The sequence below is a fragment of the Candidatus Pelagibacter sp. HIMB1623 genome, from assembly GCF_052047695.1.
Lineage (GTDB): Bacteria > Pseudomonadota > Alphaproteobacteria > Pelagibacterales > Pelagibacteraceae > Pelagibacter.
In genome coordinates this window covers 183,923-207,764 of sequence record NZ_JBNAJN010000001.1, presented here as the reverse complement: position 1 = coordinate 207,764, position 23,842 = coordinate 183,923, and the positions used below count along the sequence as shown (strand labels likewise).

General features: G+C 29.4%; 31 protein-coding genes and 1 riboswitch. Of the genes, 13 read left to right on the top strand and 18 right to left on the bottom strand.

What is annotated here, in order from left to right; all coding sequences use genetic code 11:
• The first annotated feature begins 1 nt into the window (after position 1).
• The 8 genes from sufB to ACTTBN_RS01105 all read left to right on the top strand — a co-directional run bounded on the left by sufB (position 2) and on the right by ACTTBN_RS01105 (position 5,972).
• The gene (gene sufB, locus ACTTBN_RS01140; protein ID WP_440680598.1) at positions 2–1,444 is read left to right on the top strand and encodes a Fe-S cluster assembly protein SufB; all 1,443 of its coding nucleotides are present in this window, start codon (positions 2–4) and stop codon (positions 1,442–1,444) included.
• Positions 1,445–2,179 (top strand): Fe-S cluster assembly ATPase SufC, encoded by a 735-nt coding sequence (sufC, locus tag ACTTBN_RS01135; protein ID WP_440618646.1) that lies wholly within the window; start codon positions 1,445–1,447, stop codon positions 2,177–2,179.
• Complete coding sequence (sufD, locus tag ACTTBN_RS01130) at positions 2,179–3,417, top strand: Fe-S cluster assembly protein SufD (protein WP_440680597.1); 1,239 nt, start codon at positions 2,179–2,181, stop codon at positions 3,415–3,417. Before sufC ends, sufD begins: the two co-directional genes overlap by 1 nt.
• On the top strand, positions 3,414–4,634 hold the full coding sequence (locus ACTTBN_RS01125) for an aminotransferase class V-fold PLP-dependent enzyme (RefSeq protein ID WP_440680596.1): 1,221 nt from the start codon (positions 3,414–3,416) through the stop codon (positions 4,632–4,634). Before sufD ends, ACTTBN_RS01125 begins: the two co-directional genes overlap by 4 nt.
• Entirely contained in the window at positions 4,631–5,095 is a 465-nt protein-coding gene (gene sufU / locus ACTTBN_RS01120; RefSeq protein WP_440647787.1) for a Fe-S cluster assembly sulfur transfer protein SufU, read from the top strand. The genes ACTTBN_RS01125 and sufU overlap by 4 nt, the downstream gene beginning before the upstream one ends.
• A 2-nt stretch (positions 5,096–5,097) precedes the next feature.
• On the top strand, positions 5,098–5,397 hold the full coding sequence (locus ACTTBN_RS01115) for an SUF system Fe-S cluster assembly protein (protein WP_075506523.1): 300 nt from the start codon (positions 5,098–5,100) through the stop codon (positions 5,395–5,397).
• Complete coding sequence (locus ACTTBN_RS01110; protein WP_075506524.1) at positions 5,397–5,729, top strand: HesB/IscA family protein; 333 nt, start codon at positions 5,397–5,399, stop codon at positions 5,727–5,729. Before ACTTBN_RS01115 ends, ACTTBN_RS01110 begins: the two co-directional genes overlap by 1 nt.
• Before the next feature lie 72 nt (positions 5,730–5,801).
• Positions 5,802–5,972 (top strand): hypothetical protein, encoded by a 171-nt coding sequence (locus ACTTBN_RS01105; protein WP_428080472.1) that lies wholly within the window; start codon positions 5,802–5,804, stop codon positions 5,970–5,972.
• A gap of 7 nt (positions 5,973–5,979) precedes the next feature.
• Here the strand turns inward: ACTTBN_RS01105 and glnA are convergent, their stop codons facing one another.
• A complete protein-coding gene (gene glnA, locus ACTTBN_RS01100) occupies positions 5,980–7,386 on the bottom strand; it encodes a type I glutamate--ammonia ligase (RefSeq protein WP_440680595.1) in 1,407 nt (468 codons plus the stop codon).
• A gap of 140 nt (positions 7,387–7,526) precedes the next feature.
• Here glnA and ACTTBN_RS01095 point away from each other — a divergent pair, with 140 nt between their 5' ends.
• Both ACTTBN_RS01095 and ACTTBN_RS01090 read left to right on the top strand, forming a co-directional pair.
• Positions 7,527–8,009 carry a YbaK/EbsC family protein gene (locus ACTTBN_RS01095; protein ID WP_440680594.1) on the top strand — a complete coding sequence of 161 codons (483 nt, stop codon included), beginning with the start codon at positions 7,527–7,529 and terminating at the stop codon, positions 8,007–8,009.
• Positions 8,006–8,887 carry a DMT family transporter gene (locus ACTTBN_RS01090; RefSeq protein ID WP_440680593.1) on the top strand — a complete coding sequence of 294 codons (882 nt, stop codon included), beginning with the start codon at positions 8,006–8,008 and terminating at the stop codon, positions 8,885–8,887. Before ACTTBN_RS01095 ends, ACTTBN_RS01090 begins: the two co-directional genes overlap by 4 nt.
• Here ACTTBN_RS01090 and ACTTBN_RS01085 read toward each other — a convergent pair.
• The 3 genes from ACTTBN_RS01085 to ACTTBN_RS01075 all read right to left on the bottom strand — a co-directional run bounded on the left by ACTTBN_RS01085 (position 8,880) and on the right by ACTTBN_RS01075 (position 11,320).
• Entirely contained in the window at positions 8,880–9,785 is a 906-nt protein-coding gene (locus ACTTBN_RS01085; RefSeq protein WP_440680592.1) for a homocysteine S-methyltransferase family protein, read from the bottom strand. The genes ACTTBN_RS01090 and ACTTBN_RS01085 overlap by 8 nt on opposite strands.
• A 7-nt stretch (positions 9,786–9,792) precedes the next feature.
• Positions 9,793–9,855, bottom strand: a riboswitch (SAM riboswitch).
• A gap of 91 nt (positions 9,856–9,946) precedes the next feature.
• Entirely contained in the window at positions 9,947–10,537 is a 591-nt protein-coding gene (locus ACTTBN_RS01080) for a putative 2OG-Fe(II) oxygenase (RefSeq protein ID WP_440680591.1), read from the bottom strand.
• Between the two features lie 36 nt (positions 10,538–10,573).
• Positions 10,574–11,320, bottom strand: a complete 747-nt coding sequence (locus ACTTBN_RS01075; RefSeq protein WP_440680590.1) for a sulfite exporter TauE/SafE family protein — start codon at positions 11,318–11,320, stop codon at positions 10,574–10,576.
• 15 nt (positions 11,321–11,335) lie between these two features.
• On the opposite strand from ACTTBN_RS01075, the gene ACTTBN_RS01070 reads away from it, so the two are divergent.
• Entirely contained in the window at positions 11,336–11,836 is a 501-nt protein-coding gene (locus ACTTBN_RS01070) for a molybdenum cofactor synthesis domain-containing protein (RefSeq protein ID WP_440680589.1), read from the top strand.
• Here the strand turns inward: ACTTBN_RS01070 and ACTTBN_RS01065 are convergent.
• Genes ACTTBN_RS01065 through moaA form a run of 8 tightly spaced genes read right to left on the bottom strand, consistent with a single transcriptional unit; the run spans position 11,817 to position 16,235 of the window.
• Positions 11,817–12,233, bottom strand: coding sequence for a YqaA family protein (locus tag ACTTBN_RS01065; protein ID WP_440618637.1), 417 nt, complete (start codon positions 12,231–12,233; stop codon positions 11,817–11,819). The two genes, ACTTBN_RS01070 and ACTTBN_RS01065, sit on opposite strands and share 20 nt — an antisense overlap.
• A gap of 21 nt (positions 12,234–12,254) precedes the next feature.
• Complete coding sequence (locus ACTTBN_RS01060; RefSeq protein WP_440680588.1) at positions 12,255–12,500, bottom strand: DUF1244 domain-containing protein; 246 nt, start codon at positions 12,498–12,500, stop codon at positions 12,255–12,257.
• Positions 12,493–13,077: a sulfite oxidase heme-binding subunit YedZ gene (locus ACTTBN_RS01055; RefSeq protein ID WP_440680587.1), complete on the bottom strand. Its 585-nt coding sequence runs from the start codon at positions 13,075–13,077 to the stop codon at positions 12,493–12,495. Before ACTTBN_RS01055 ends, ACTTBN_RS01060 begins: the two co-directional genes overlap by 8 nt.
• The gene (msrP, locus tag ACTTBN_RS01050; protein ID WP_440680586.1) at positions 13,077–13,982 is read right to left on the bottom strand and encodes a protein-methionine-sulfoxide reductase catalytic subunit MsrP; all 906 of its coding nucleotides are present in this window, start codon (positions 13,980–13,982) and stop codon (positions 13,077–13,079) included. Before msrP ends, ACTTBN_RS01055 begins: the two co-directional genes overlap by 1 nt.
• The gene (locus ACTTBN_RS01045) at positions 13,969–14,421 is read right to left on the bottom strand and encodes a molybdopterin synthase catalytic subunit (RefSeq protein WP_440618633.1); all 453 of its coding nucleotides are present in this window, start codon (positions 14,419–14,421) and stop codon (positions 13,969–13,971) included. Before ACTTBN_RS01045 ends, msrP begins: the two co-directional genes overlap by 14 nt.
• Positions 14,421–14,690 (bottom strand): molybdopterin biosynthesis protein MoeD, encoded by a 270-nt coding sequence (locus ACTTBN_RS01040; RefSeq protein WP_440654510.1) that lies wholly within the window; start codon positions 14,688–14,690, stop codon positions 14,421–14,423. Before ACTTBN_RS01040 ends, ACTTBN_RS01045 begins: the two co-directional genes overlap by 1 nt.
• A 5-nt stretch (positions 14,691–14,695) precedes the next feature.
• Positions 14,696–15,241: a cyclic pyranopterin monophosphate synthase MoaC gene (gene moaC, locus ACTTBN_RS01035; RefSeq protein ID WP_440680585.1), complete on the bottom strand. Its 546-nt coding sequence runs from the start codon at positions 15,239–15,241 to the stop codon at positions 14,696–14,698.
• A gap of 1 nt (position 15,242) precedes the next feature.
• On the bottom strand, positions 15,243–16,235 hold the full coding sequence (gene moaA, locus ACTTBN_RS01030) for a GTP 3',8-cyclase MoaA (protein WP_440680584.1): 993 nt from the start codon (positions 16,233–16,235) through the stop codon (positions 15,243–15,245).
• A 33-nt stretch (positions 16,236–16,268) separates the two neighbouring features.
• On the opposite strand from moaA, the gene ACTTBN_RS01025 reads away from it, so the two are divergent.
• Entirely contained in the window at positions 16,269–17,108 is an 840-nt protein-coding gene (locus tag ACTTBN_RS01025) for a phytanoyl-CoA dioxygenase family protein (RefSeq protein ID WP_440680583.1), read from the top strand.
• Between the two features lie 35 nt (positions 17,109–17,143).
• Here the strand turns inward: ACTTBN_RS01025 and ACTTBN_RS01020 are convergent, their stop codons facing one another.
• The 4 genes from ACTTBN_RS01020 to ACTTBN_RS01005 all read right to left on the bottom strand — a co-directional run bounded on the left by ACTTBN_RS01020 (position 17,144) and on the right by ACTTBN_RS01005 (position 20,905).
• On the bottom strand, positions 17,144–18,106 hold the full coding sequence (locus ACTTBN_RS01020) for an aldo/keto reductase (protein WP_440680582.1): 963 nt from the start codon (positions 18,104–18,106) through the stop codon (positions 17,144–17,146).
• A 3-nt stretch (positions 18,107–18,109) separates the two neighbouring features.
• Positions 18,110–18,952 (bottom strand): amidohydrolase family protein, encoded by an 843-nt coding sequence (locus ACTTBN_RS01015; protein ID WP_440680581.1) that lies wholly within the window; start codon positions 18,950–18,952, stop codon positions 18,110–18,112.
• A gap of 19 nt (positions 18,953–18,971) precedes the next feature.
• Positions 18,972–19,826, bottom strand: coding sequence for an SDR family oxidoreductase (locus ACTTBN_RS01010; RefSeq protein WP_440672262.1), 855 nt, complete (start codon positions 19,824–19,826; stop codon positions 18,972–18,974).
• 74 nt (positions 19,827–19,900) lie between these two features.
• A complete protein-coding gene (locus tag ACTTBN_RS01005) occupies positions 19,901–20,905 on the bottom strand; it encodes a substrate-binding domain-containing protein (RefSeq protein WP_440672261.1) in 1,005 nt (334 codons plus the stop codon).
• Positions 20,906–21,047: 142 nt separating this feature from the next.
• Here ACTTBN_RS01005 and ACTTBN_RS01000 point away from each other — a divergent pair, with 142 nt between their 5' ends.
• The gene (locus ACTTBN_RS01000; RefSeq protein ID WP_440680580.1) at positions 21,048–22,067 is read left to right on the top strand and encodes a LacI family DNA-binding transcriptional regulator; all 1,020 of its coding nucleotides are present in this window, start codon (positions 21,048–21,050) and stop codon (positions 22,065–22,067) included.
• Here the strand turns inward: ACTTBN_RS01000 and ACTTBN_RS00995 are convergent, their stop codons facing one another.
• Together ACTTBN_RS00995 and ACTTBN_RS00990 are read right to left on the bottom strand one after the other, a co-directional pair.
• Positions 22,068–23,105: an ABC transporter permease gene (locus tag ACTTBN_RS00995; protein ID WP_440680579.1), complete on the bottom strand. Its 1,038-nt coding sequence runs from the start codon at positions 23,103–23,105 to the stop codon at positions 22,068–22,070.
• Complete coding sequence (locus ACTTBN_RS00990) at positions 23,102–23,842, bottom strand: ATP-binding cassette domain-containing protein (protein ID WP_440680578.1); 741 nt, start codon at positions 23,840–23,842, stop codon at positions 23,102–23,104. The genes ACTTBN_RS00995 and ACTTBN_RS00990 overlap by 4 nt, the downstream gene beginning before the upstream one ends.

Sequence of the window (23,842 nt, the reverse complement as noted above, 5' to 3'; positions counted from 1 at the left end):
AATGGATAGTAGGCAGAAAGAAATAGATAGTTTGAAAGATTATAAATATGGTTTTTCAACGGATATAGAGAATACGAAAGCTCCCAAGGGTTTAAATGAGGATGTAATAAAATTTATCTCTAATATTAAAAAAGAGCCTCAATGGATGTTAGATTTTAGATTAAAAGCTTTTGAAAGATTTAAACTATTAAAAGAACCTGATTGGCAGAAACCAAAATATCCTAAAATAGATTATCAGGATCTTTACTACTACTCAGCTCCTAAAAGCATGAAAGATAAACCAAAAAGTTTAGATGATCTTGATCCTAAATTATTAGAAACATATAAAAAATTAGGAATTCCTCTTCAAGAGCAAGCAAGATTAAATGGTATTGCTGTGGATGCGGTTTTCGACTCTGTTTCTGTTGCAACTACTTTTAAAGAAGAACTTACTAAGCAAGGAATTATATTTTGCTCGATGTCTGAAGCTATTCAAAAACATCCTGAATTAGTTAAAAAGTATCTTGGATCAGTTATTCCTACAACTGATCATTTTTTTGCAACTCTTAATTCTGCAGTTTTTACTGATGGCTCGTTTGTATACATTCCAGAAAATGTCAAATGTCCTATGGAACTATCGACTTACTTTAGGATCAATGCATCAGAAACAGGTCAATTTGAAAGAACATTAATCATAGCTGATAAGGGAAGTTATGTAAGTTACTTAGAAGGTTGTACAGCTCCAATGAGAGATGAAAATCAATTGCATGCAGCTAATGTTGAATTAATTGCTCTTGATGATGCAGAAATAAAATATTCAACAGTTCAAAATTGGTATCCAGGAGATAAGGATGGAAAAGGCGGTATTTATAATTTTGTTACTAAAAGAGGATTGTGCAAAGGTAAAAATTCTAAAATTTCTTGGACTCAAGTAGAAACTGGCTCAGCAATTACTTGGAAATATCCAAGTTGTATTTTGAAAGGTGATAATTCAGTAGGTGAGTTTTATTCTATAGCGATTACAAACAATCATCAAAAAGCTGACACAGGTACTAAAATGATACACTTAGGAAAAAATACAAAAAGCAAAATAATTTCAAAAGGAATTTCAGCAGGTAAATCAGATATGATGTACAGAGGATTGGTAGATATATCATCAAAAGCCGATAATTCTAGAAACTTTACCCAATGTGACTCTTTACTAATGGGTAACAAATGTGGAGCTCATACAATTCCTTATATCAAGAACAAAAATCTTAAATCAAATATAGAACATGAAGCAACAACATCAAAAATTAGCGATGAACAACTATATTACTGTAATCAAAGAGGATTAAATCAAGAAGAAGCAGTTAGTTTAATTGTAAACGGTTTTTGCAAAGAAGTTCTGCAGCAGTTACCAATGGAATTTGCAGTAGAAGCACAAAAACTTGTAGGTATTAGTTTAGAGGGGAGTGTTGGATAGATGTTATCAATAGAAAATCTTAAAGCAAAGATTGATGAAAAAGAAATATTAAAAGGTTTAAATTTAGATATTAAACCAGGAGAAGTTCATGCAATTATGGGTCCAAATGGATCTGGAAAAAGCACATTATCAAATATTTTGTCAGGCAAAAAAGGTTACGAAATAAATGGTAAAGTTACATTTGATGGAGAAAACTTATTAGAATTAGAAACAGAAGAAAGAGCTCATAAAGGAATTTTTTTAGCGTTTCAATATCCAATGGAAATACCAGGTGTTAATACAAATACTTTTTTAAAAACTTCAATAAATGCAATTAAAAAAGCTAGAGGCGAAAAAGAACTAGATGCAATTGAGTTTTTAAAATTAATAAAAGAAAAATCTGCAGAGCTTAAATTTGATGAAAAAATTTTAAACCGACAACTTAATGTTGGATTTTCAGGTGGAGAAAAGAAAAAAAATGAAATTTTACAAATGTCTATCTTAAATCCAAAATTATCAATTCTAGATGAAACAGATTCAGGATTAGATATAGATGCTTTAAGGATAGTTTCAGAAGGAGTTAATTCACTAAGAAATAAAAACAATTCTTTTTTAATAATAACTCACTATCAAAGATTATTAGATTATATCAAACCTGATTTTGTTCATGTTCTTAAAAATGGACAAATTATAAAATCAGGTGATTTTGAGTTAGCAAAAGAATTAGAAAAAGTAGGTTATGAGGATTTTAATTAATGCAAAATGAACTTAAATTAAATTTTGATAAAATTATTAGTCTAAATAATTTTTCTGATAGTCAGAAAAAAATTAAACAAGAAAATTTTAATAATTATTTTGAAAAAGGTTTACCAAATAAAAGAAATGAGGATTGGAAATTTTCAGATATAAATCAAATTATTTCAAAAAATTTTGACAATTTAAACTTTATTGTTGATCAAAAAAAAGTTTTTGAAGAAAAAGATTTTCCACTAGATTTTGAACATAATAAAATAAGTTTTGTTGATGGAAAATTATATGATTTTGATTTTAAACATGAAGACAAAGATAAAATCTTAGTTGATCAAAATTTAGACTTAGATGATACTATTTATCAAAATACTCTTTTAAATTTGAATTCAGCCTTTCTTACTAGTGTTTCGAATATTACTATTAAAAAAGGTTACAATGTTAAAAAACCATTGATTTTATTTAATTATTTGAGTGATGGTTTAAAATCTTCTGCAATTAATTCTAGAGTAGATATTAATTTAGAAGATGACAGTTCATTATGTGTAGTTAATTTTTTAAATGAAAATTCTGAAAAAAATTTCATTAATTTTAGACAAAAAATTAAGATTGGAGTGAATTCAATTTTAAAAAATTATAGTCTAGATTCAAATACTTCGGAAAATATAAAGTATTTCAACAAAGATATTAATTTATCTAAAAATAGTCATTTAGAATATTTTATCTTGTCAGAAGGTTCTAAATTTATAAAACAAGATATCAATTGCACTTTAGATGATGAATATGGTTCTATTGCATTAAATGGAATTATCAATTTAGAAAATGAAAAACATCATGAAATAAAAACTGTAATTAATCATAAAAAAGAAAATTGTAAAAGTTATCAATTAATTAAAAGTGTATTGAATGATAAATCAAAAGGTATTTATCAAGGTAAAATTTTTGTAAGTCCTGAAGCACAAAAAACAGATGGATACCAATTAAGTAGAGCTTTATTGTTAAATGAAAGTGTCGAATTTAATGCGAAACCAGAATTAGAAATATATGCAGACGATGTTAAATGTTCACATGGATCTACATCAGGAAATATTGATGAAAATTCAATTTTTTATTTAATGTCTAGAGGCCTCAGTTATTCAGAATCAAAAAAATTATTAACAAATGGTTTTCTTAACGAAGTAATTGAAAAAATTTCTAATGAAGATGTAAAAAAATTAGTTAAAAAATTATCAGGTATAAATGTATGAACATAGATCAAGTTAAAAAAGAATTTCCAATATTTGATGAGAAAATCCAAAATAATGATTTGGTTTATTTAGATAGTGCAAATTCATCACAAAAACCAAAAGTAGTGGTAGATAGAATTAATGAATTTTATACCAAACAATTTTCTAATGTTGGTAGAAGTGTTCACTATCTTGCGGTTGCTGCAACAAATTTATATGAAAATACTAGAACATCAGTTCAAAAATATATTAATGCTAAAGATAAAAATGAAATAGTATTTACTAAAGGTGCTACCGAAGCATTAAACCTTGTTGCTAATACATTGGGTCAAAATCATTTAAACGAAGGTGATGAAATATTAATTACCGAATTAGAACATCATTCAAATTATGTACCTTGGCATTTTTTAAGAAAATCTAAAAATATAAAAATTAATTTTGCAGAAATAAATGAAGAAGGAGAAATTACACTAGAAGAAATTGAAAAGAAAATTACTCCTAATACAAAAGTTATTTCAATTACTCATTTATCAAATGTGACTGGAGCAATATTACCAGTAAAAGAAATTACTGATTTAGCACATTCAAAAGGAATAATAGTTGTCGTAGATGGTTGCCAAGGAGCTCCTCATTTGAAGTTAGATATGCAAGACTTAGATTGTGATTTTTATGCAATTTCTTGTCATAAAATGTACGGCCCTACAGGATTAGGGGTTCTTTATGGTAAGAAAAAGTGGTTGGATGAACTTCCTCCTTACCAAGGCGGTGGCGGAATGATTAGAGAGGTTAAAAAAGATAGAATTACCTATGGTGATTTACCTAATAAATATGAAGCTGGAACTATGGCTACAGCGCAAGTTATTGCTTTTGATCAATCAATTAAATTTCTGGAGAGCGTAGGTATTGAAAATGTTATGAAACATGAATCAGAATTAGTTGAGTATGGCCAAGAATTATTAAAAAAAAATAATTCGGTAAAATTAATTGGAAATCCAAAAAATAAAGGTGGAGTTTTGTCTTTCACTTTAGAAGGTGTACATCCTCATGACATCGCAACAATTTTAGATGAAGACGGAGTTGCAATAAGAGCAGGTCATCATTGCTGTCAAATTTTACATGACAAACTTAATATACCAGCGAGCGCACGAGCTTCCGTTGGAATATATAATACCAAAGAAGATTTAGATAAACTTAATGATGCAATAAATAACTGTAAGAAGATATTTAACTTAAAATGAATTTAAAAGAATTATACCAAGAAATAATTTTAGAGCATGGAAAAAATCCAAGAAATCTTCGTAAGACAGAAGATTTTAATAAAGATGCCAAAGGCAACAATCCACTGTGTGGTGATAACGTTCATGTCTATTTAAAATTAAATGGTCAAAGAATTGTAGAAGATATTTCATTTGAAGGTAGTGGTTGTGCCATTTCTATGGCTTCTGCATCAATAATGACTGATTTAATTAAAGGCAAAAATGAAAATGAAGCAAAAGAGATTGTTGAAGATTTTTTGGGGATGATTAAAGAAAATCCTGAGCTTAAATCAGAAAATCTTGAAGAAGATGAAAAAACAAAACTAATGTGCTTATCTGGAGTAAAACAATATCCAATGAGAGTAAAGTGTGCCACACTATCTTGGCATACGCTAGTCTCAGCTTTTGATAATAAAACTGATGAGGTTAAAACAGAAAATTAATTATGTCGAAAAAAGATCAAATTATTGAAGAAATTAGAAAAATTTATGATCCTGAGTTACCAGTGAATATTTATGAACTAGGTTTGATTTATGATATTAAAGTTGAGGATGATAAATTTGCAAAAATTAAAATGACTTTGACTACTCCTAATTGTCCAGTTGCTGAAAGTTTACCTAAAGAAGTTAAAGATGGCGCAATGCAAGTTGAGGGTATTGAGGACGTTGATCTTGAATTAGTTTGGGACCCACCTTGGAATAAGGACATGATGTCAGAAGCTGCAAAACTGGAGTTAAATTTATAATGAATCCAATTATTAAATTAAGTGATAATGCTGCGGAAAGAATTAAAGAAATTATGTCTAATGCAGAAAAAGACTCTTTAGGTGTAAGAGTTTCAGTAAAATCAGGAGGTTGTGCTGGCATGTCTTACGTCATGGAGTATACCAAAGAAGTAAATCCAAATGATGAAGTCATTGAGGAAAAAGGTGTGAAAGTATTTGTCGATTCTGCAGCCATTATGTATTTGCTTGGAACAGAAATGGATTACAAAAAAGAAGAGCTATCATCTTCGTTTGTATTCAATAATCCCAACGAAACAGAAAGATGTGGATGCGGGGAATCCTTTAAAATCTAGCAAAAGTTGAATATTCCCATTTAACGCATATCAGTATTGCATCATACGCATACCTAGTATATATATTTAGGTATGAACAAATTTGAATTTAAAAATCTTGTTAAAAACCTAAAAGATACAATTAAAGAAAGAACTTTCTTTAAAGATTTACGTAAAGAAGTTGAGACCGGTGCAAACGGTACTCAAGATTACGTTGTTAAAAAAGGTATTAACAAAGATACAATTGCAACAACCAGACAGTAATTAAATATTAACTACTGTAATACATCTCAAACTCTACAGGATGAGGTGCGTGTTCAAATTTATGAATTTCCTCAAACTTAAGAGCTATATAAGCATCGATTTGGTCGTCAGTAAATACACCACCTTGAGTTAAAAACTCTCTATCCTTATCTAAACTTTCCATTGCTTCTCTTAAAGATCCACAAACGGTTGGTATAGCTTTTACTTCTTCTGGTGGCAATTCATATAAATCTTTATCAAAAGACTCACCTGGGTGTATTTTATTTTTAATTCCATCAATACCAGCCATTAACATTGCTGCAAACGTTAGGTAAGGATTACCTGCTGCATCTGGAAATCTAATTTCACATCTTGCACCTTTTTTACTTAAAGTAATAGGAATTCTACATGATGCTGATCTGTTTCTTGCAGAGTAGGCTAATAATACCGGAGCTTCAAAACCAGGGATTAATCTTTTGTAACTATTTGTTGTAGAGTTAGCAAAAGCATTAATCGCTTTAGCATGTTTTAAAATTCCACCAATATAGTGTAATGCAGTTTCTGAAAGTCCTGCATATGCTTCACCTGAAAATACAGGAGTATCACCTTTCCAAATAGATTGGTGAATATGCATACCTGAACCATTATCACCTGCAACTGGTTTTGGCATGAAGGTTGCAGTTTTCCCAAATGAATGTGTTACCATTTGAACTACATACTTATAAAGTTGAACATTATCTGCTTGGTCAACCAAAGTTCCAAAATACATACCAAGTTCATGTTGACTTGGAGCAACTTCATGGTGGTGTTTTTCAACTTTGATACCAACTTCTTTTAAGTTTTTTAAATATTCACCACGCATATCTTGTTCACTATCTACAGGAGGCACAGGAAAATAACCTCCTTTTACCGGTGGTCTATGTCCCATGTTTCCATTTTCATATTCTTTACCTGAATTGTAAGGACCTTCTTTACTATCTAAAATAAATCCAGTGTTATTTGGATCGTTATTTATTCTCACATCATCGAAAACAAAAAATTCTGGCTCAGGTCCAAAAAATGCTTTATCACCAATTCCAGAGTCTTTTAAATATGCCTCAGCCTTTTTTGCAACTCCTCTTGGATCTCTTTCGTAAGGATCTTTTTTGATTGCATCTAAAATATCACAGAACAAAACTACAGTATTATGAGACGTGAAAGGATCCATGAACATTCTTGCAGTATCAGGTTTTAAAATCATGTCAGATTCGTTGATTGCTTTCCATCCAGCAATAGATGAACCATCAAAAAACACTCCCTCATTAAGCATGTCGGCATCCACTATTGATGCATCCATAGTTAAATGTTGAAGTTTTCCTCTTGGATCAGTAAATCTTAGATCTACGAATTCTGCTTCTTTTTCTTTTATAAATTTTAAAACGTTTTCTGCACTCATTTTGTCTCCTATGTAATTTTGATGGAGCCTAATTAGCAAAAAAAAGTTAAAAAATAATGCTTATTTAATAAATAACACCTATGCATTTTTTACATAAGTAGTGTATCTACTCAATCAAATTAAGGAATTTAATAAATTCAATGGAATCAATACTAAATAAAGAACCGGTAAAAAGGGCAGAAAAAGCTCTAAAAACATTCGATCAAAATTTAAATGTTATCGTCTTAGAAAAAACAGCAAGAACTGCCAATGATGCTGCTACAGCTTTAGGTTGCAACGTTGGTGCTATTGTTAAAAGTTTACTTTTTAGGGCAGGAGACAACTATATATTAAGCTTGGTATCTGGAGACAAGCGTTGCTCATTAAATAAGTTAAAAAAAATTATTAATGAAAAAGACGTGTCCATGGCATCTCCTGAAGCCGTTAAAGAAAATACTGGATATACAATTGGTGGAGTGTCACCAGTAGGTCACTTAAAGCAATGTAAAATCTTTATTGATAAAAGTCTTGAAAGATTCCCAGATATATTTGGTGCAGCTGGACATCCAAATGCTGTATTCAAGATAAATTATAATAAGTTAATTGAAATAACAAACGGAACACCAGAAGATATTATTGAATGAGAGAACCAAAACTAATTGATTATAGTTTATTAACATTGTTAGCATTGATTTGGGCATCTGCTTTTTTTAATATTAAAATAGCAACCTATTCGTTTGGACCTGTTACGATTGCATTTCTAAGAGTTTTTTTTGGTTCAATTCCAGTTTTGTTACTTTGCTTTTATAAGCAGATTAAAATTGAGGCATTTTCAAAAGATTGGCATTGGTTTGCGATGATTGGATTTATAAATTTAGTTGCTCCATTTTTTTTAATAGCATATGGCGTTAAATCTGTTCAAAGTAACTTGGCAGCAATTTTAATGTCAACGACTACATTAAGCTCAACTGTTCTAGGACATTTTTTTACTAAAAATGAAAAATTTAATTTAACTAGGACAATTGGAATTTTAATAGGATTTTCAGGAATAGTTTTTTTATTTTCAGATAATTTATTAATTAATGAAAATAACTTTACTTCAGCATTATTAATTTTGTTAGGATCTACCTGTTATGTGATTGGAGGTCTTTTAACACTAAAAATTAGCAAGAAAAAAAATGAAAATGTTACCAGTTCAATTTTGATTTGGGCTACTATTATATTATTACCTTTAGTATGTTTGATTGAACAACCTTGGAAAACTGTTCCAAGATTAGATTCTACTATTTCAGTTATTTATCTTGGTTTGGTATCTACTGGAATTGCCTGGTTATTGAGATTTAAAATTTTAATTAACAATGGTTTAATTTTTCAATCTCAAGTATCTTATCTAATTCCAATATTTGGTACTATTTTAAGTTATATCTTTTTAAAAGAATTGGTTACTACTAAAGTTATAATTTCGTTGATAGCAGTTGTTATAGGTATCTATTTTGTAAAAAAAGGTACAAAAGTTAAATAGTATTTTTTATTGCCTCTATATGAGAAGGACGAGTTTCACAGCATCCTCCAAGAATAGTGGCTCCATTTTCTTTAAATTTTTTTGCAAAAATTGATATTTTTTCAGGATCTAAATCTTTTCTTTGACCTAAAAAACTATTGGGGTTAGATCCATCATTTTCTTTATACTGAGAAGTATAACCACCTTTTGGTTTAGTTGTGATAAATCCGTTTAATTTGAAACCAAATGGAACTTTAAGTTTTTGAATTTCATCTAAATTATTCTCATAATTTTCAGGCGAAACACATGCTAGAATTACTCCTAGGCAATTTTCAGTAATTATTGAATTAATTTCAGAAATTTTTTCTCCACTTGGTAAAGAGTTTCCTTCAGAAATATGAACCCCAACTAAGTATGGTTTATTAAATTTCTTAATAGCTTCTATTCCACATCTAATTTCTTTGATACTGCTCCAGACATCAAAATAGAAAAAATCTACTGAAGGGTTTAGTATTTCTGCTAATTCCGAATGATCCTTTGTGATTTCTTTTTCACTTCTCTTGTCTTCTTCATATGTCAAATCTTGAGGTGGGAGTCCTCCTGCAATCTTAATATGTGGATTATTTAATTTAGCTTTTTGTGCAATTTCACAGGCTTTCTGATTTAAGAATTTAAATTGATCTTCTATTCCATTTTCTCTCAATCTTTTTCTTCTCGTTGTAAAAGTTGTAGTTACAATTACATCAGCTCCCGATTTAATAAAATCATTATGAATATTAAGTATTAAGTCGTGGTATTTTTCCTCAATTAAAGCATTTGCACTCCACAAAGTTCCTTTAGATTCCATACCTCTGGCCAATAATTCTTGACCCATTCCACCATCTAAAATTTTTGTTGTTTTAAAAAAATCCTTATTCATTTTATCCTCACTTTTTTAGTGCTTAAGCTAAATGCAGGTGCACAATATAGTTCAACTACCTTGCTAATTAGATCTATTGGGAATTTCCTTTTTAGCAGTTTATGCCCGCAATAGGATCAAATCGGCAAATGGATTTATATAATATTATTAAAATTTGTAAATTATTTATTAAAAATTATTTTAGCATTGAAAGAAAATGATCTTCTTTCTTCCTCAATATTAAATGGGTAGGCTGTATGCATTAAATAATTGGGAAATATTATAAGATCACCTGTTTTAGGTATCAAATTAAAAATACTTTTTGAAAGAAAAGCTTTTTGCCCATTAATAAAATCAATTGTGCCATTGGTTTTTATTTTTTTATTTTTAACATTTTTATTTTTTGTCATATGTTTTGGAATTTTTAAATAACCAACACCCGATAAGTCTCCTTCATGATAATGTATAGGATTATACTCATTTTTATATTGGCTAACGACCCACAGGTTTAAAATTCTAATTTCTTTAATTTTTTTAATATGTTCTTTAGTTAGAAAAATTTTAATATTTTTTATTAATTCTTTTTCCAAATTTTTTTTTATAAAACTTTTAGAAATTTGAACTTCTTTTCTAATTTGACTTGCTAATTTTGAACTATAATCATTTGATTTTGAGAAGATTTTTGTATCAACTTCCTTGTTAATTTTTTCTAAAAATTTTTTAGAAATTTTAGATTTTCCTATTGAAGGCCCAAATGGTTTAAAATTTTTCATGAGAGATTAAATATATCAAAAAATAATTAATTCAACTTATGCTATAAGTGTTATGCCCATCCTTATAGCAACAAAAATTACTAAGAATGCAGTCATCAGGGCTAATATTTTGTTAGATAGGAATTTTATATTTAAAAAACTTCCAATTTGACCACCAATTAAGACAGCAATAAATAGTGGCCAGTAATTTAAAAATTCATTAAAAACTATTTCCTTTGTTAATTGTCCACCTATACCAAAAATTGAATTTACTAAAATAAACAAGGATGCAGTACTTGTTATATGTTTTGGAAGCCCTGCTTTCATCAAAAATAATATAGGACTTAAAAATATCCCACCACCAATTCCAACTAAACCAGATATAAAACCAATTATTGATCCTATTAATATTGATAAAACTAGGGGTATTTTTTTAATAACAATTTCTTGTTTGTTAAAAGATTTGCTTTCAATAAGTAAAAAAATTCCAGCTAATATTAAAATGAAGAAAAGTAAAATCTCAAATAAATTTTTGTCAATTGAGATAGATGCTCCGATAAAAGCAAAAGGTATAGAACCAATTAAATAAGGGTAAAGTAAATTAAAATTAATATTCTTAGATTTTAAAAAATTTATAGAATTTCCAGAAACTACAATAATATTACAAATCAAAGCTAAAATTGGAAAAATATAGTAAGGGACATCCCAAATTAAAAGTAATGCAAGATAAGTGGAGCCACCACCAAATCCTATACTTGAATATAATATTGCAGTTATAAAAAAAAATATTGTAAGTATAATCATTAAAAAAATTTATTTATGATTGTAAATATAGCTTTACTAACTGTAACAGATACAAGAACAATTGATAACGATAAATCTGGTGCGATCTTGGTTGAAAAAATTAAAGAGGCCAATCATCAATTAATTGACAGAAAAATTTGTAAAGACAATAAAGGAGATATAGTTAAAATTCTAAAAGACTGGACTAATCATAAAGATATTGATGTTATCATTACAACTGGTGGCACAGGTTTAACTGGAAGAGATATTACACCCGAAGCTATTAATGAAATAGCAGATAAACATATTCCAGGATTTGGCGAAGTTTTTAGGACTATTAGTTTAAAAACAGTTGGTACGTCTTCAATTCAATCTAGAGCTTGTGCAGTTCTATCAAATGGTAAATACATATTTGCCTTACCAGGATCCTCAGGAGGAGTAACAGATGCTTGGGACGGTATCCTTAAACATCAATTAGATATTAATCATAAACCTTGTAATTTTGTCGAATTATTTCCTAGACTAAAAGAGAAATAAAAAAATATCTCATTATTTTTCCAAAACTCACAAGCAATAAAAAAATTAAAAATTTAATTCTCATCGTTCCAGCAATGAAAGTAATTGGATCACCAATAATTGGTACCCACGCAAATAACAAAGACCATTTACCATACTTTTTAAACCACCTGGATGATCTATCAATTTGTGTGTTAGTAAAAGGAAACCATTTTTTATCTTGAAATTTCAAGAAATAAATTCCTAGAAACCAATTGAAGATAGATCCTAAAATATTTCCAAAGCTTGCAAAAAATATTAACAAAAATTTGTTATAAGTTTCTGATAACAGATAAGTTGCTAATATAGCCTCAGATGAAAAAGGAAGTATTGTTGCAGCTAAAAATGAAACAATAAATAGACTTAAATAAGCAAACATTAACTTGAATAGAATAGAAAGTTACTTTTGGTGTTTTTCTTTCCATTCAGAGTAGGGCATTCCATAAATATGTTGCCTTGCATCAGGATCTGATATTTCTACTCCTTTTTTTTCAGCTTCTTCTCTATACCATCTAGACAAACAATTTCTGCAAAATCCAGCTAAATTCATTAAATCAATGTTTTGAACATCTTTTCTTTCATCTAAATGTCTCATTAATCTTTCAAGTGTAGCTGATTGAATTTCTTTTTTTAGATTATCATCCATAATTTACGTTCCTATTTTTAATTTTAATTCTTAAAGCAAGTAAAACAAGTATTATTACCAAATATACTAGTGGTCTAAAAAAAATTGTTTTAGATAACCATATATAATGAAGAGCTCCAAATATCGCTATTACGTAAATTAATCTGTGTAATTTTTTCCAATTGTTTTTAAGCAACTTTATCATAATTTGAGAAGATGTAATTACCAATGGAAGTAGTAATACCCATGCTGCAAATCCAATAAAGATGTATTTTTTTTTCAGAACATCATCAATTATCGGCTGTAAATTAAATCTATAATCTATACCTACGTAAGTAAGGAGATGAAGAGATGCATAAAAAAAAACAAACAATCCCAACATTCTTCTAAAACTTATCCAAATATTTAAATTAGTTAGCCTTTTAAGTGGTGTCATACTTAATGTTAGACAGATAAATATTAGAGTCCACTCTCCAGTAAAATGAGTAATTTCTTTTACAGGTTCTGGTCCGAGTTTGTTGAAGTATATTTTGTAAAAAATTAATAAAAATGGAATTGTACTTAAAATAAATACACCTGGTTTAAAATATTTTCTCATTAAAAATATTTTTTTAGATCCATCCCTGTATATAAATTTGCAACTTCATCTCCGTAACCATTAAACATAAGCGTTTTTACTCTTGGCACCCAAATATCTTTACCAATTATTCTTTCTGTTGCTTGAGACCATCTAGGATGATCTACATTAGGATTAACATTAGAGTAAAATCCATATTCTCGCGGAGATGCCCACATCCATGATGAAGTCGGCATTTTTTCAACAAATTTTATCTTAACAATTGCTTTTGCACTCTTGAAACCATACTTCCAAGGGATAAATATTCTCAATGGTGCACCGTTTTGATTTGGAAGCTTTTTACCATACAAACCTGTCACAACTGTAGTTAAAGGGTGCATTGCTTCATCAATTCTTAATCCTTCTTTATAAGGCCAGTTCAAAACCGGATATCTTTGACCTTTCATTTGTTCAGGATCATAAACACTTTCAAATTCAACATACTTAGCTTTGTTAGTTGGATTTACTTTTGACAATAATTTACTTAGCGAAAAACCCATCCATGGAATAACCATTGACCATCCTTCTACACATCTTAATCTGTATATTCTTTCCTCAGAGACAAATGTCTCAGTTATTTCTTCCATAGAAATTTTGATAGGTTTTTCAACTTCACCTTCAAGACTTATTGTCCATGGGGATGTTTTAAAATTTTGTGAATTAACATAAGGATCACTCTTTGAAGTACCGAACTCATAATAATTATTATAAGTTGTTATATCTTTAAAACTTGTAAGTTCATTCCTATCATCTGCTTGAGCTTTACTTGCAAAAGGAATTGCGGCTACTGCTAAAGAACTTGCACCACACCCAAGAGATTTAATAAATGATCTTCTATTCTTATAAATTTTCTCTGGTGTAATTTCTGAATATTTAATTTTTTTCATGAATAATAGGATTACCTTTTAACCAATCGCTTTGATTATTTGTGTAATGTTCTTTTTTCCATATTGGAGACCTTTTTTTAATTTCTTCGATTATATATCTTGATAATACATAAGCCTCATCTCTATGCTTGCATGCAACTGCTATAATAATACTAATTTCACCTAAATTTAAGTAACCTTTAGCATGTTCAATAAAAACACTCTTATTCTTTATATTTAGTTTTTCTTCAGCCTCACTATAAATTTCCTCAAAACTTTTTATTACCAAAGCATCATGACTGTCATATGTAATACCTAAAACACTTTTATTATTATTTTGATTACGAACTGTCCCACTAAAAATTAATGAAGCTCCAAAATCATTCGATGCTATAAATTTTTCAGCATCAATTAATGATAATTTTTTAACTTTACTATCTACAATGTCAGTATGAAGCATTAACCTCCTCCAATTGGAGGAATAATACCAATTTTTTCGTTATTTGTGATTTTATAATTGTCGCTAACAATATTATTTTTTTCTGAACAAAAAGCTGAAGAGTTAATGATTTTTATATAATTTTCATTTCCATTAAATTTCTGCTCTACATATTGAATTATTTTATTCCTTATATCCTTGATTGTTGTCTTTTGACCTAGATCTAGTTCTAACAAATTTTGGTTGCTAAAATCTCTAGCAGCTCCAAACAACTCAATTTTAACTTTCATAAAGTTTAGAAAAAATCTTTTAAAAAGTTCGGAAGTCCATCTGGATTTTTCCATAATCCAGTTTTTCCTCCTTCTTTAATTAATAATTTTACATTATCTATTTTTAAATGAGGATTTACAATTTTGCTTAAATCGTAAATTGTAATCAGAGCTGCATTTACACCCATTATCGCTTCCATCTCTACACCTGTTTTGGCATTGGTGGAAACCACACAGTATACTTCTAGTGAACTATCTTCTTCATTCATTATGATTTTAGTAGCCGTATGATCTATTGGAAGAGGATGACACAAAGGTATTAATTCACTTGTTTTTTTAACACCTAATACTGCTGAAACTTCTGCTAAAGTGATTGGATCACCCTTAGGCATCTCTTTATTTTTAATAAGTTCAAATACCTCTTTGCCAACATAAATTTTTCCTGATGCCAAAGCTCTACGGAATGTTTCTTTTTTTTCAGAAACATCAATCATTTTAAATGAATTTTTTTCAAAAATTTCTTTCGCCCAGTTTTTTAAATCGTTGTTAGTTACAATCTTTAAATTTTTCATCTTATCCACCTGTTGTTGATAGATTTTTTGTTAATCCTGTTTCTCCTATTTCTAAATAGTGAGATTCTTTTTTATAATTTAATTGTTTCAAAATTAAATCTTTCAGTTCTTCAGTTTGGTCATCTCTTTGCATCAAGTGTCTAATATTTATTCCAGTATTTCCAAATAAACACAATCTTAAATCACCCTTGGCAGTTATTCTTAGTCTATTACAACTCTTACAAAAATCTTTTGAGTAGGGTGCAATAACACCAAATTTTCCTTTGTATTCAGGATTTATATAATTCTTTGAAGGACCAGCATCTTTACCAAATGTTTGAATCACCCAATTATTATTATTTAAATAATCTGTAAATTTATTTGCAGACACATGATACTGATTAAAATAATCTAAATTATCTCCAGTTTGCATTAATTCTATATATCTAAAATCAATTTGATTATTTTTTATAAAATTAGCCCAACTTTTAAAATCTTCTTCTTTATCATTAACGTCTTTAAGAAGGACTGCATTAACTTTAATATTTTTAAAATTTAGTTTTTGTAATTTTTTAATTCCTTCTAAAATTTCATTTAATCTATCATGTCCAGTAATTTTTCTAAAAGTCTTTGGATCAAGACTATCAATACTTATATTTATACCATCAAGACCACTCTTATTTAAATCATCTGCAATTCTATTTAAGTGATATCCATTAGTAGTAATTACAGTTTTTTTAATACCTGAATTTTTTTTAATTATTTTAATTATATCCAAAAAATCTTTTCTAACTGTAGGTTCTCCTCCAGTTAATCTTATTTTAGATACACCTAATTCTGATAAAGCTTTTGCAAGTCTTCCAATTTCTTCTTTAGTGATAAAGGTTCTGTTATCACTTTTATCTATCTTATAACCATCAGGTAAACAGTAGCCACATTTAAAATTACACACATCAGATATTGACAATCTTATGTATGGAAACCTCCGCCCAAAACTATCTTTGAGAATATTCATATGATATATTGAGTATTATTTCTTAAATAATCTATGAGTCAAATTTTAAATGATAATGAGATCAAACTATTTAAAAGAGATGGAGCGGTATTTTTAAGAAATAAATTTGATATCAAATGGATTGAGCTTTTAAGATCTGGAATAAATAAAGCAAAAAATAATCCAAGCCCCAGGTTTACTAATCATACCACAGATCCAAATTTACCTTGTTATTTAGAGGATTTTTGGACATGGAACTTACATAAAGAATTTGAGAATTTTGTTTTTAATTCACCTACAGCTAAAATTGCCTCTGAATTATTAGATGCTAAGCAGATTAATTTAGTAATGGATAATTGGTTTTTTAGAGAAGCTGGCTCTACATCTAAACCACCATTTCATCATGATATTTCTTATTTTGATTTTGAAGGTTCAATGTGTGTTTTGTGGATACCTCTTGAACCAGTAAGAAAAGAAGATTCTATAGCTTGGATAAAAGGCTCTCATTTGTGGGATAAATTATTCCTAAGAACTCGTTTTAAAGACGGTCATAAAGTTGATGGAGCAGAAGGAGTTGTTAATGGTGTTAAGTATGAATTAACCCCAGATATAATTTCTAATAAAGAAAATTATGAATTTTTAGAATGGGATTTAGAACTAGGAGATTGTGTATATTTTGATATTAGGACTTTGCATGGAGCTTTACACGAAACTACTCCAAAATCAGATATAAATAGATTTACACTTAGAATGGCGAAAGAAAATTCAAAAATAATTTATAGAGGTGATTGGGCTAGAGAAGAAAGATCAATTATGGAGGCTAATGGATATAAAAACGGTGATGATTTAAATGGTAAAATGTTTCCAACACTTTATGAAATTAATTCAAATTAATTATAAAATCTATTTGTCTTAAATTTTTTTAAAATTTAGCCTGGAGTATATGTTCTCTCAGCCTCTGGATCTTTTGTTGAGTAAGGTAATTTTAAAACTTCATTCCAAAATTCTTCTGGAATATCTGTTTCAGCCCATGAAATATTTTTCTCAATACTCTGAACGCTAGTAACACCACAAATAGTAGATGTTATTCTTTTATCTTTCATAGAAAATTGTAAAGCTGCAGCACCCATTTCAACATTATATTTTTTACAAACTTTTTCTAATTCTCTAGCTGGCGCAAGTTTTTCTTCAGTAGCATCCTGGTAAGTTATTTTTTTAAAATTACTTGGACCTTTTGCCAAAACACCACCTGCGTAAGGGGCAGCGTTAAAAATAGATATATTTTTACTATGAGCATAACTGTACATTTCATCTGCTTCTCTGTTTAACAAAGTGTATCTGTTGTGATTTATTATGACATCAAAGTCCCACTTTCTTAAGATAGGGAACATAATATCTATTCTTCCCATAGCTAAACCAACAGCTTTTGCCAAACCTTCTTCTTTAATTTTAAACAATTCATCCAATGCACCATCTTTTTTGGTTACATCATTTATATCTTTTACGTATTCTGGATCATGAAGAAACAAAACATCTACAGAATTAACGTTTAAAGCTTCTAAACTTTCTTCAACAGACTCTCTTGTTCTTTTTTTATCAAGAACTAATGTATCCATATTTCTATCGATTTTAGTTGATAAGACAAAGTTTTCTGGCCATCCACCATTTTCTTTTATTGCTATACCAATTCTTTTTTCACTTTCTCCCATTGCATAATTTCTTGAAGTATCAAGCAAATTTACTGGACCTTGAAAAAATCTTTTTAGCGTTTCCTGAGCTCTTTGTTCAGGTACTTCATAACCGTAAGTATCTGGCATACTCCCTAAAGAGGAGGTTCCAAAACTCAATTCAGTGACTTCAACGCCAGTATCTTTGATTTTATTTTTTTTCATAAATTATGTTTTGAGTTTATAAAACTTTTTTGCATTATTATAAAAGATGTTTTGCTTTTCATCTATACTTAATTCTTTAAGTAAATTTGTTGCTGCATTATACCATCCTAAATAATTTGTTCTCAAGTTACAGACAGGCCAATCAGATCCCCATAAAATTTTTTTATCAGTAAATAGATTTAATATTTCATCTACATATGGCCTTAGATCTTGCTCGGTCCAATTTTCGCAGGCTTCTGTGACCATTCCAGAAAATTTACAATATACATTTTCTAGCTTAGATAATTTGTTCATACCTTTTTGCCAATTAATAAATTCTTCTTGTTTATTATTACAGATTTTTGGTTTCATTAGATGATCAATGATAAATCTTAGAGAAGGATATTTTGTAGCAATTTTGTAAAAATTTTCTAGGTGCACTGGAAATCCTAGTGCATCAAAGCTTAATTCTAAATTAATTATATTTTTAAAAAAAATATCAAAATTTTTATTTAAAACCCAATTTTCATCTGGAATATCTTGTATCATAGGTCTTACACCAAGAAATTTAGGATGTTTTGAGAAAATTTTTAATTGTTCTAATTGTTTTTGGTCTTCAAAATTTACCCAACCAATAACTCCACAAACTAAATCAGAACCTTCAGCAATATTTAACATATATTCAGTTTCTGCATTAGTTGCTGCAGCTTGAACTAAAACAGTTTTGTGTAAATCGATTGACTCAGAAACTTGAATTAAATCTTTAACTTCATATTTTCGATTTAAAATTGGATTATCTTTTGGCATCCAATGATAATCACCCCTTGAAGGATCCCAAAAATGTTGATGTGAATCAATAACTTTCATAAGTTATTATAAATTAGGTTTACTCTCCCAAAATGCTTTCATCTAAAATCTTAGTGTCATATGCTGAATAAGAATGCCATCCTGCAACTGTTTGATCAAAATCAACAATGCTCCCAGTCATAATACCCGACTCATCCGAGCACAAGAAAGCTAAGATCTTAGCAACATCTAAAGGTTTGTTTAATCTTTTAAATGGAACCTTGGCTTCAGCTTTTTTTAACCAGTCATCATCTGCATTATGAAATTTTTTTTGAATTACTGTTTCTGCTGGTGTATCTGTCCAACCTAAATTTACACCATTCACTCTTATTTGGTGCCCAGATACTGAATTTGCAACATTTTTAATCATTATAGCTAATGCTGCTTTAGAAGAGCTGTAAGCAGTTAAGAAAGGCATACCACTATATCCGGCCATTGATAAAATATGAGCAATAGTTCCTTTTTTTTTATCTCTAATCATTATTTTTATAACGTCTTGCATCATAAAAAGTGGAGCTTTTACATTTACATTAAAATTTTTGTCATAATTCTCCTCTGTTGTGCTTAAGATCGTTCCTCTTTCTGTAAAAGCAGCAACATTAATAAAACTATCTACAGTATTGAATTTTTTATCAGTCTCAGAAACTATTTTTTTACAATCTTCAAGTTTTTCTAAATCTGCTTGAACGTATAAGCATTCCGCGCCTATACTTTCTATTTCAGATTTTACTTTATTTCCTTTATCACTATTCCTACCACAGATAGTTACTCCTTTGGCACCTCTACTTGCAAGTAATTTTGCTGTCTCAGCTCCACTACCTTGAGTACTTCCTGTTACAATTATTATTTTATTTTTAAACTGGTTAGCTTGATCAGATATATATTTATTAGTCATAAAATTTTAATTTGTACAGATAACTAAGCCCAATATAAAATTGGGCTTAGAAACTTTTAAGAAGAATAATGATTTTATCCTGCAATACAAGATCCAATGTTTGGCTTCATACAAACATCAAGACCTGTATAGATTGCTTTTAGTGATGGGTTGTCAAATTTTAATGCTTTACCATCTACTATGTCTTTAAGAACATACATAGCTTTGTAGCCCATCATATATGGCTGTTGACCTACTTGACCATGAGTTCTTCCAGCATCTAAATCTTCCATTTGCATAGGAAGAGTATCTGCAATTACTACTGCAGTTTTCATAGAACTAATTCTATCTGCATGCTTTTCAGTAACTCTTCTAAAAGCTTTAGATACGAATTGAGGAAAACCTCCAGTTGGTACAAATGCAGTTAGGTTTGGATGTTTCGCAAAGATATCTTCCATCTGCTGTACAGAAAGAGGGAAATCGTCATTCGTGTACAAAGGACATCCGCTAGCTTCAGTCCATCCATTTTCACCTTTAAGAGCCGCACTAGGATAAGTTCCTGAATCTGCTCTTCCAGCAATAGTATCTCTTATACCTGACATTCTTTCATTGTGGTTTGCAGCTGCAGCACCACCAGATTGTATACAAATTTCACCACCGTTAGGTTTTAACATCATAACGATTTGTGCAAGGTATACACCAATGTCATAGTTTTTTGTTCCAACATAAGCTGCTCTTAAACCAGCATCTTTAGTTAAAAGATCTGAGTCCCAAGTAATGATTGGAATATCTGTTCCTTTAACAGCTTTTGCCATTGCAGCTGCGTTAGAAGATGCAACAGCAATTCCATCAACACCTTTAGCTATTAAATCTTGAACAATTTGAACTTGTTCTTGCTCAGTATGCTCTCCAGGTCCAATGTATAAACATTCTATCCCACCAATTTCTTTCTCAGCAACTTTACAACCATCTCTCGCCAAATCAAAAAACGGGTTGTTCATAGCTTTTGGAACTAATGCAAAAACTTTATCAGCTGCATATGAAATTCCAGAAATTGATACAAAAATAAATGCTAACATTGCAATTATTGTTTTTCTCATATTTCTCTCTCTCTTAGTTAGTTAATTTATTTAACAAATACTATTTAGAATGAGTCTACGATTCAAGTAAAATGATGTGATTCAACTAAAAAGTGATACATCAAATGATTGATTTTACATCAGTTTATGATACGATGTTTATATGAAAAATCATTGGAAAAATGTTTCTATAAAGAAAATTTCTGATGAATCAGGATATGGTACAGCTACAGTAGATAGAGTTTTGAATAACAGAAAAGGGGTGAGTAAAAAAACTAAAGATAAAATCTTAAATATTTTAAATAACCTTCAAAACGGAAATAATAAAAATCAAACTAAAAATATTTTAATTTGTTGTCAATCAGGACCTTCGTACAACAAGACTCTTGAGGAGAGTTTAGATAATATTAATAATGAAATTTATAAATTTAATTTGATAAAACATTTTATTCCTGCAAAAGAATTTAAAACTAGTCAATTTGTTAAAATTTTAAGAGAAACTTCAAGTTTTGATGCAGTGATTATAGTTTCACAGGAGGATCAAAATATAAATAACGAGCTAAGTAAAATTGCAAGTGAAGGAAAACCTGTGATTACATTAACCACTGATTTTCCAAATTTGAGCAGAACAGCTTATATAGGTAATAATCAGTCTAATGCTGGATCTACTGCTGCAAATATAATTGGAAAAAATGTTGGGAAACGATCAGGCTCAATATTGATGGTCATGAGTATGCCATACAGGTGCCAACAGGAAAGAGAACTGGGTTTTAGAAAAGTATTGAGATCAGAATTTCCAAATCTTAAAATCAAAGAAAGTGTTTTTAATTTAGATACATCGGAACAAAGTTACAAATATGTTAAAAAATATATTAAAGAAAATGGACCACCGTTAGGAATTTATAATATTGCTGGAGGAAATTTAGGTGTCGCTAAAGCAATTAGTGAAATGAATGTAAAAGATCATATTGTATTTGTAGGTCATGAACTAAATAAAAATTCTAGAAATCTTTTAGAAAATAATAAAATGGATTTTGTTATAGGCCACGATGTTGAATTAGAAATCAAAGTTGCATTTGATAAAATTTTAGATTTTGAAAAAAATCCAGGTAATCAAAATTCTTTTTTTTCAGATATATTAATTTTCAATAAATATAATTGTATGGATAAGAAAGTTTATTAATTAATTCTTTTTATTTTTAACTTTTTCTAACCAAACTGCACCTACGATAAATATTCCTAAAAATGTTCCTTGCCAGTAAGGGTCAATTCCAGCCATTAGAAGACTGTTTCTAATTGTTTCCATTAATGCAGCACCAATAAATGCTCCAAAAGTACCACCAACACCACCCATTAAGTTAGCACCACCTATCACTGTTGCAGCAATTACTCTTAACTCATAAGTGTAACCTAAGGCATTGGTTACTGATCCCATCCATCCAACTATCATTACAGCAGAAATTGCAGCAAATAATCCACTGATCATGTATACTGACATTTCAATCCATCTAGTATTAATTCCAGATAATTCAGCCGCTTTTTTATTACTGCCAACTGCAAAAACATGTTTGCCGTATGAGGTATATTTCAATACTAAACCCATAACTATTGTTAGAAATATTAATAACCAAGTTGCATTAGCAAGACCCAGCATTGAACCTCCTCCAATTTCATAAAACATTTCATCTTTAGGTCCAAACTCATAAAACATTTTATTGTTTGAAACTACTAAAGCTAAACTTCTTGCTGCAGCCATCATTCCTAAAGTAACCACAAATGGAGAAAGTTTAAGATAAGCAATTAAATATCCATTTACTGCACCAATTAAAGTACCTGCAAGTAAAGCTAAAATTATTGATACCCAAACGTACACTCCATCAAAATATGAAGCTTTGGAATACCATTCAGGTAAAAATTGAGCATCCAAAAATAAACCACATATAACTCCTGTGACACCCATAATTGACCCAACCGACAAGTCTATCCCAGCTGTAATAATCACAAATGTCATTCCAATTGCCATTATTCCGATGAAAGAAAAGTTTCGTGTAATATTAAAAAGATTATCTTTGCTAGAAAAAGCATCTTCTACAAAAAACATAATAAAACAAATCCCAAATAAAGCTATTGTTACCCAAAAAGATTGTTCAGAAACAAGTTTTTGAAATAAATTTTTTTCTGTCTTAGAGATTATTTCCTGATTAAATTTTACTGAACTCATACTTTGTCTATTGCCCCTGTAATTAAGCCTGTTGCTTCTTCTGTAGAAGAATCTTTTATATTTTTTTCACAAACTTTTTCACCTCGTCTTAATACTACTAGCTTGTCACATACTTCAAATATATCTGGCATTCTGTGACTAATTAACATTACAGCTATTCCTTGATCTTTTAATCTTTTTATAAGATCTAATACTTCAGCAACCTGTCTAACACTAATTGCTGCAGTTGGTTCATCCATTAAAACTAATTTAGGATTTGTAAGCCTTGTTCTTGCAATAGCCACAGCCTGTCTTTGTCCTCCAGACATCTGCATAACTAAATCCTTTGGTCGAGTTTCAGATTTAAGTTCCTCGAATAACTCTGCAGATTTTTTAAACATGGCCGGATAATCCAAATATTTAAATGGCCAAATACCTTTTTGAATTTCTCTACCTAAAAAAACATTTGAAGCTGCAGTCAAATGATTACAAAGAGCTAAGTCTTGATAAACCACCTCAATACCAGATTTTCTTGCATCAACAGGCTTCTCAAATTCTACTGGAGCATTATTAAACATTATTTCTCCAGATGTGGGTTTAAAATTACCAGCTATAATTTTTAATAGTGTAGATTTACCCGCTCCATTATCACCCATTAACCCGACGGTTTCGGCTTCTTTAATATCAAAACTAACTCCCGTTAAAGCCTGTATAGCTCCAAAATTTTTTTCAATATTATTTAGAGAAAGAATACTCAT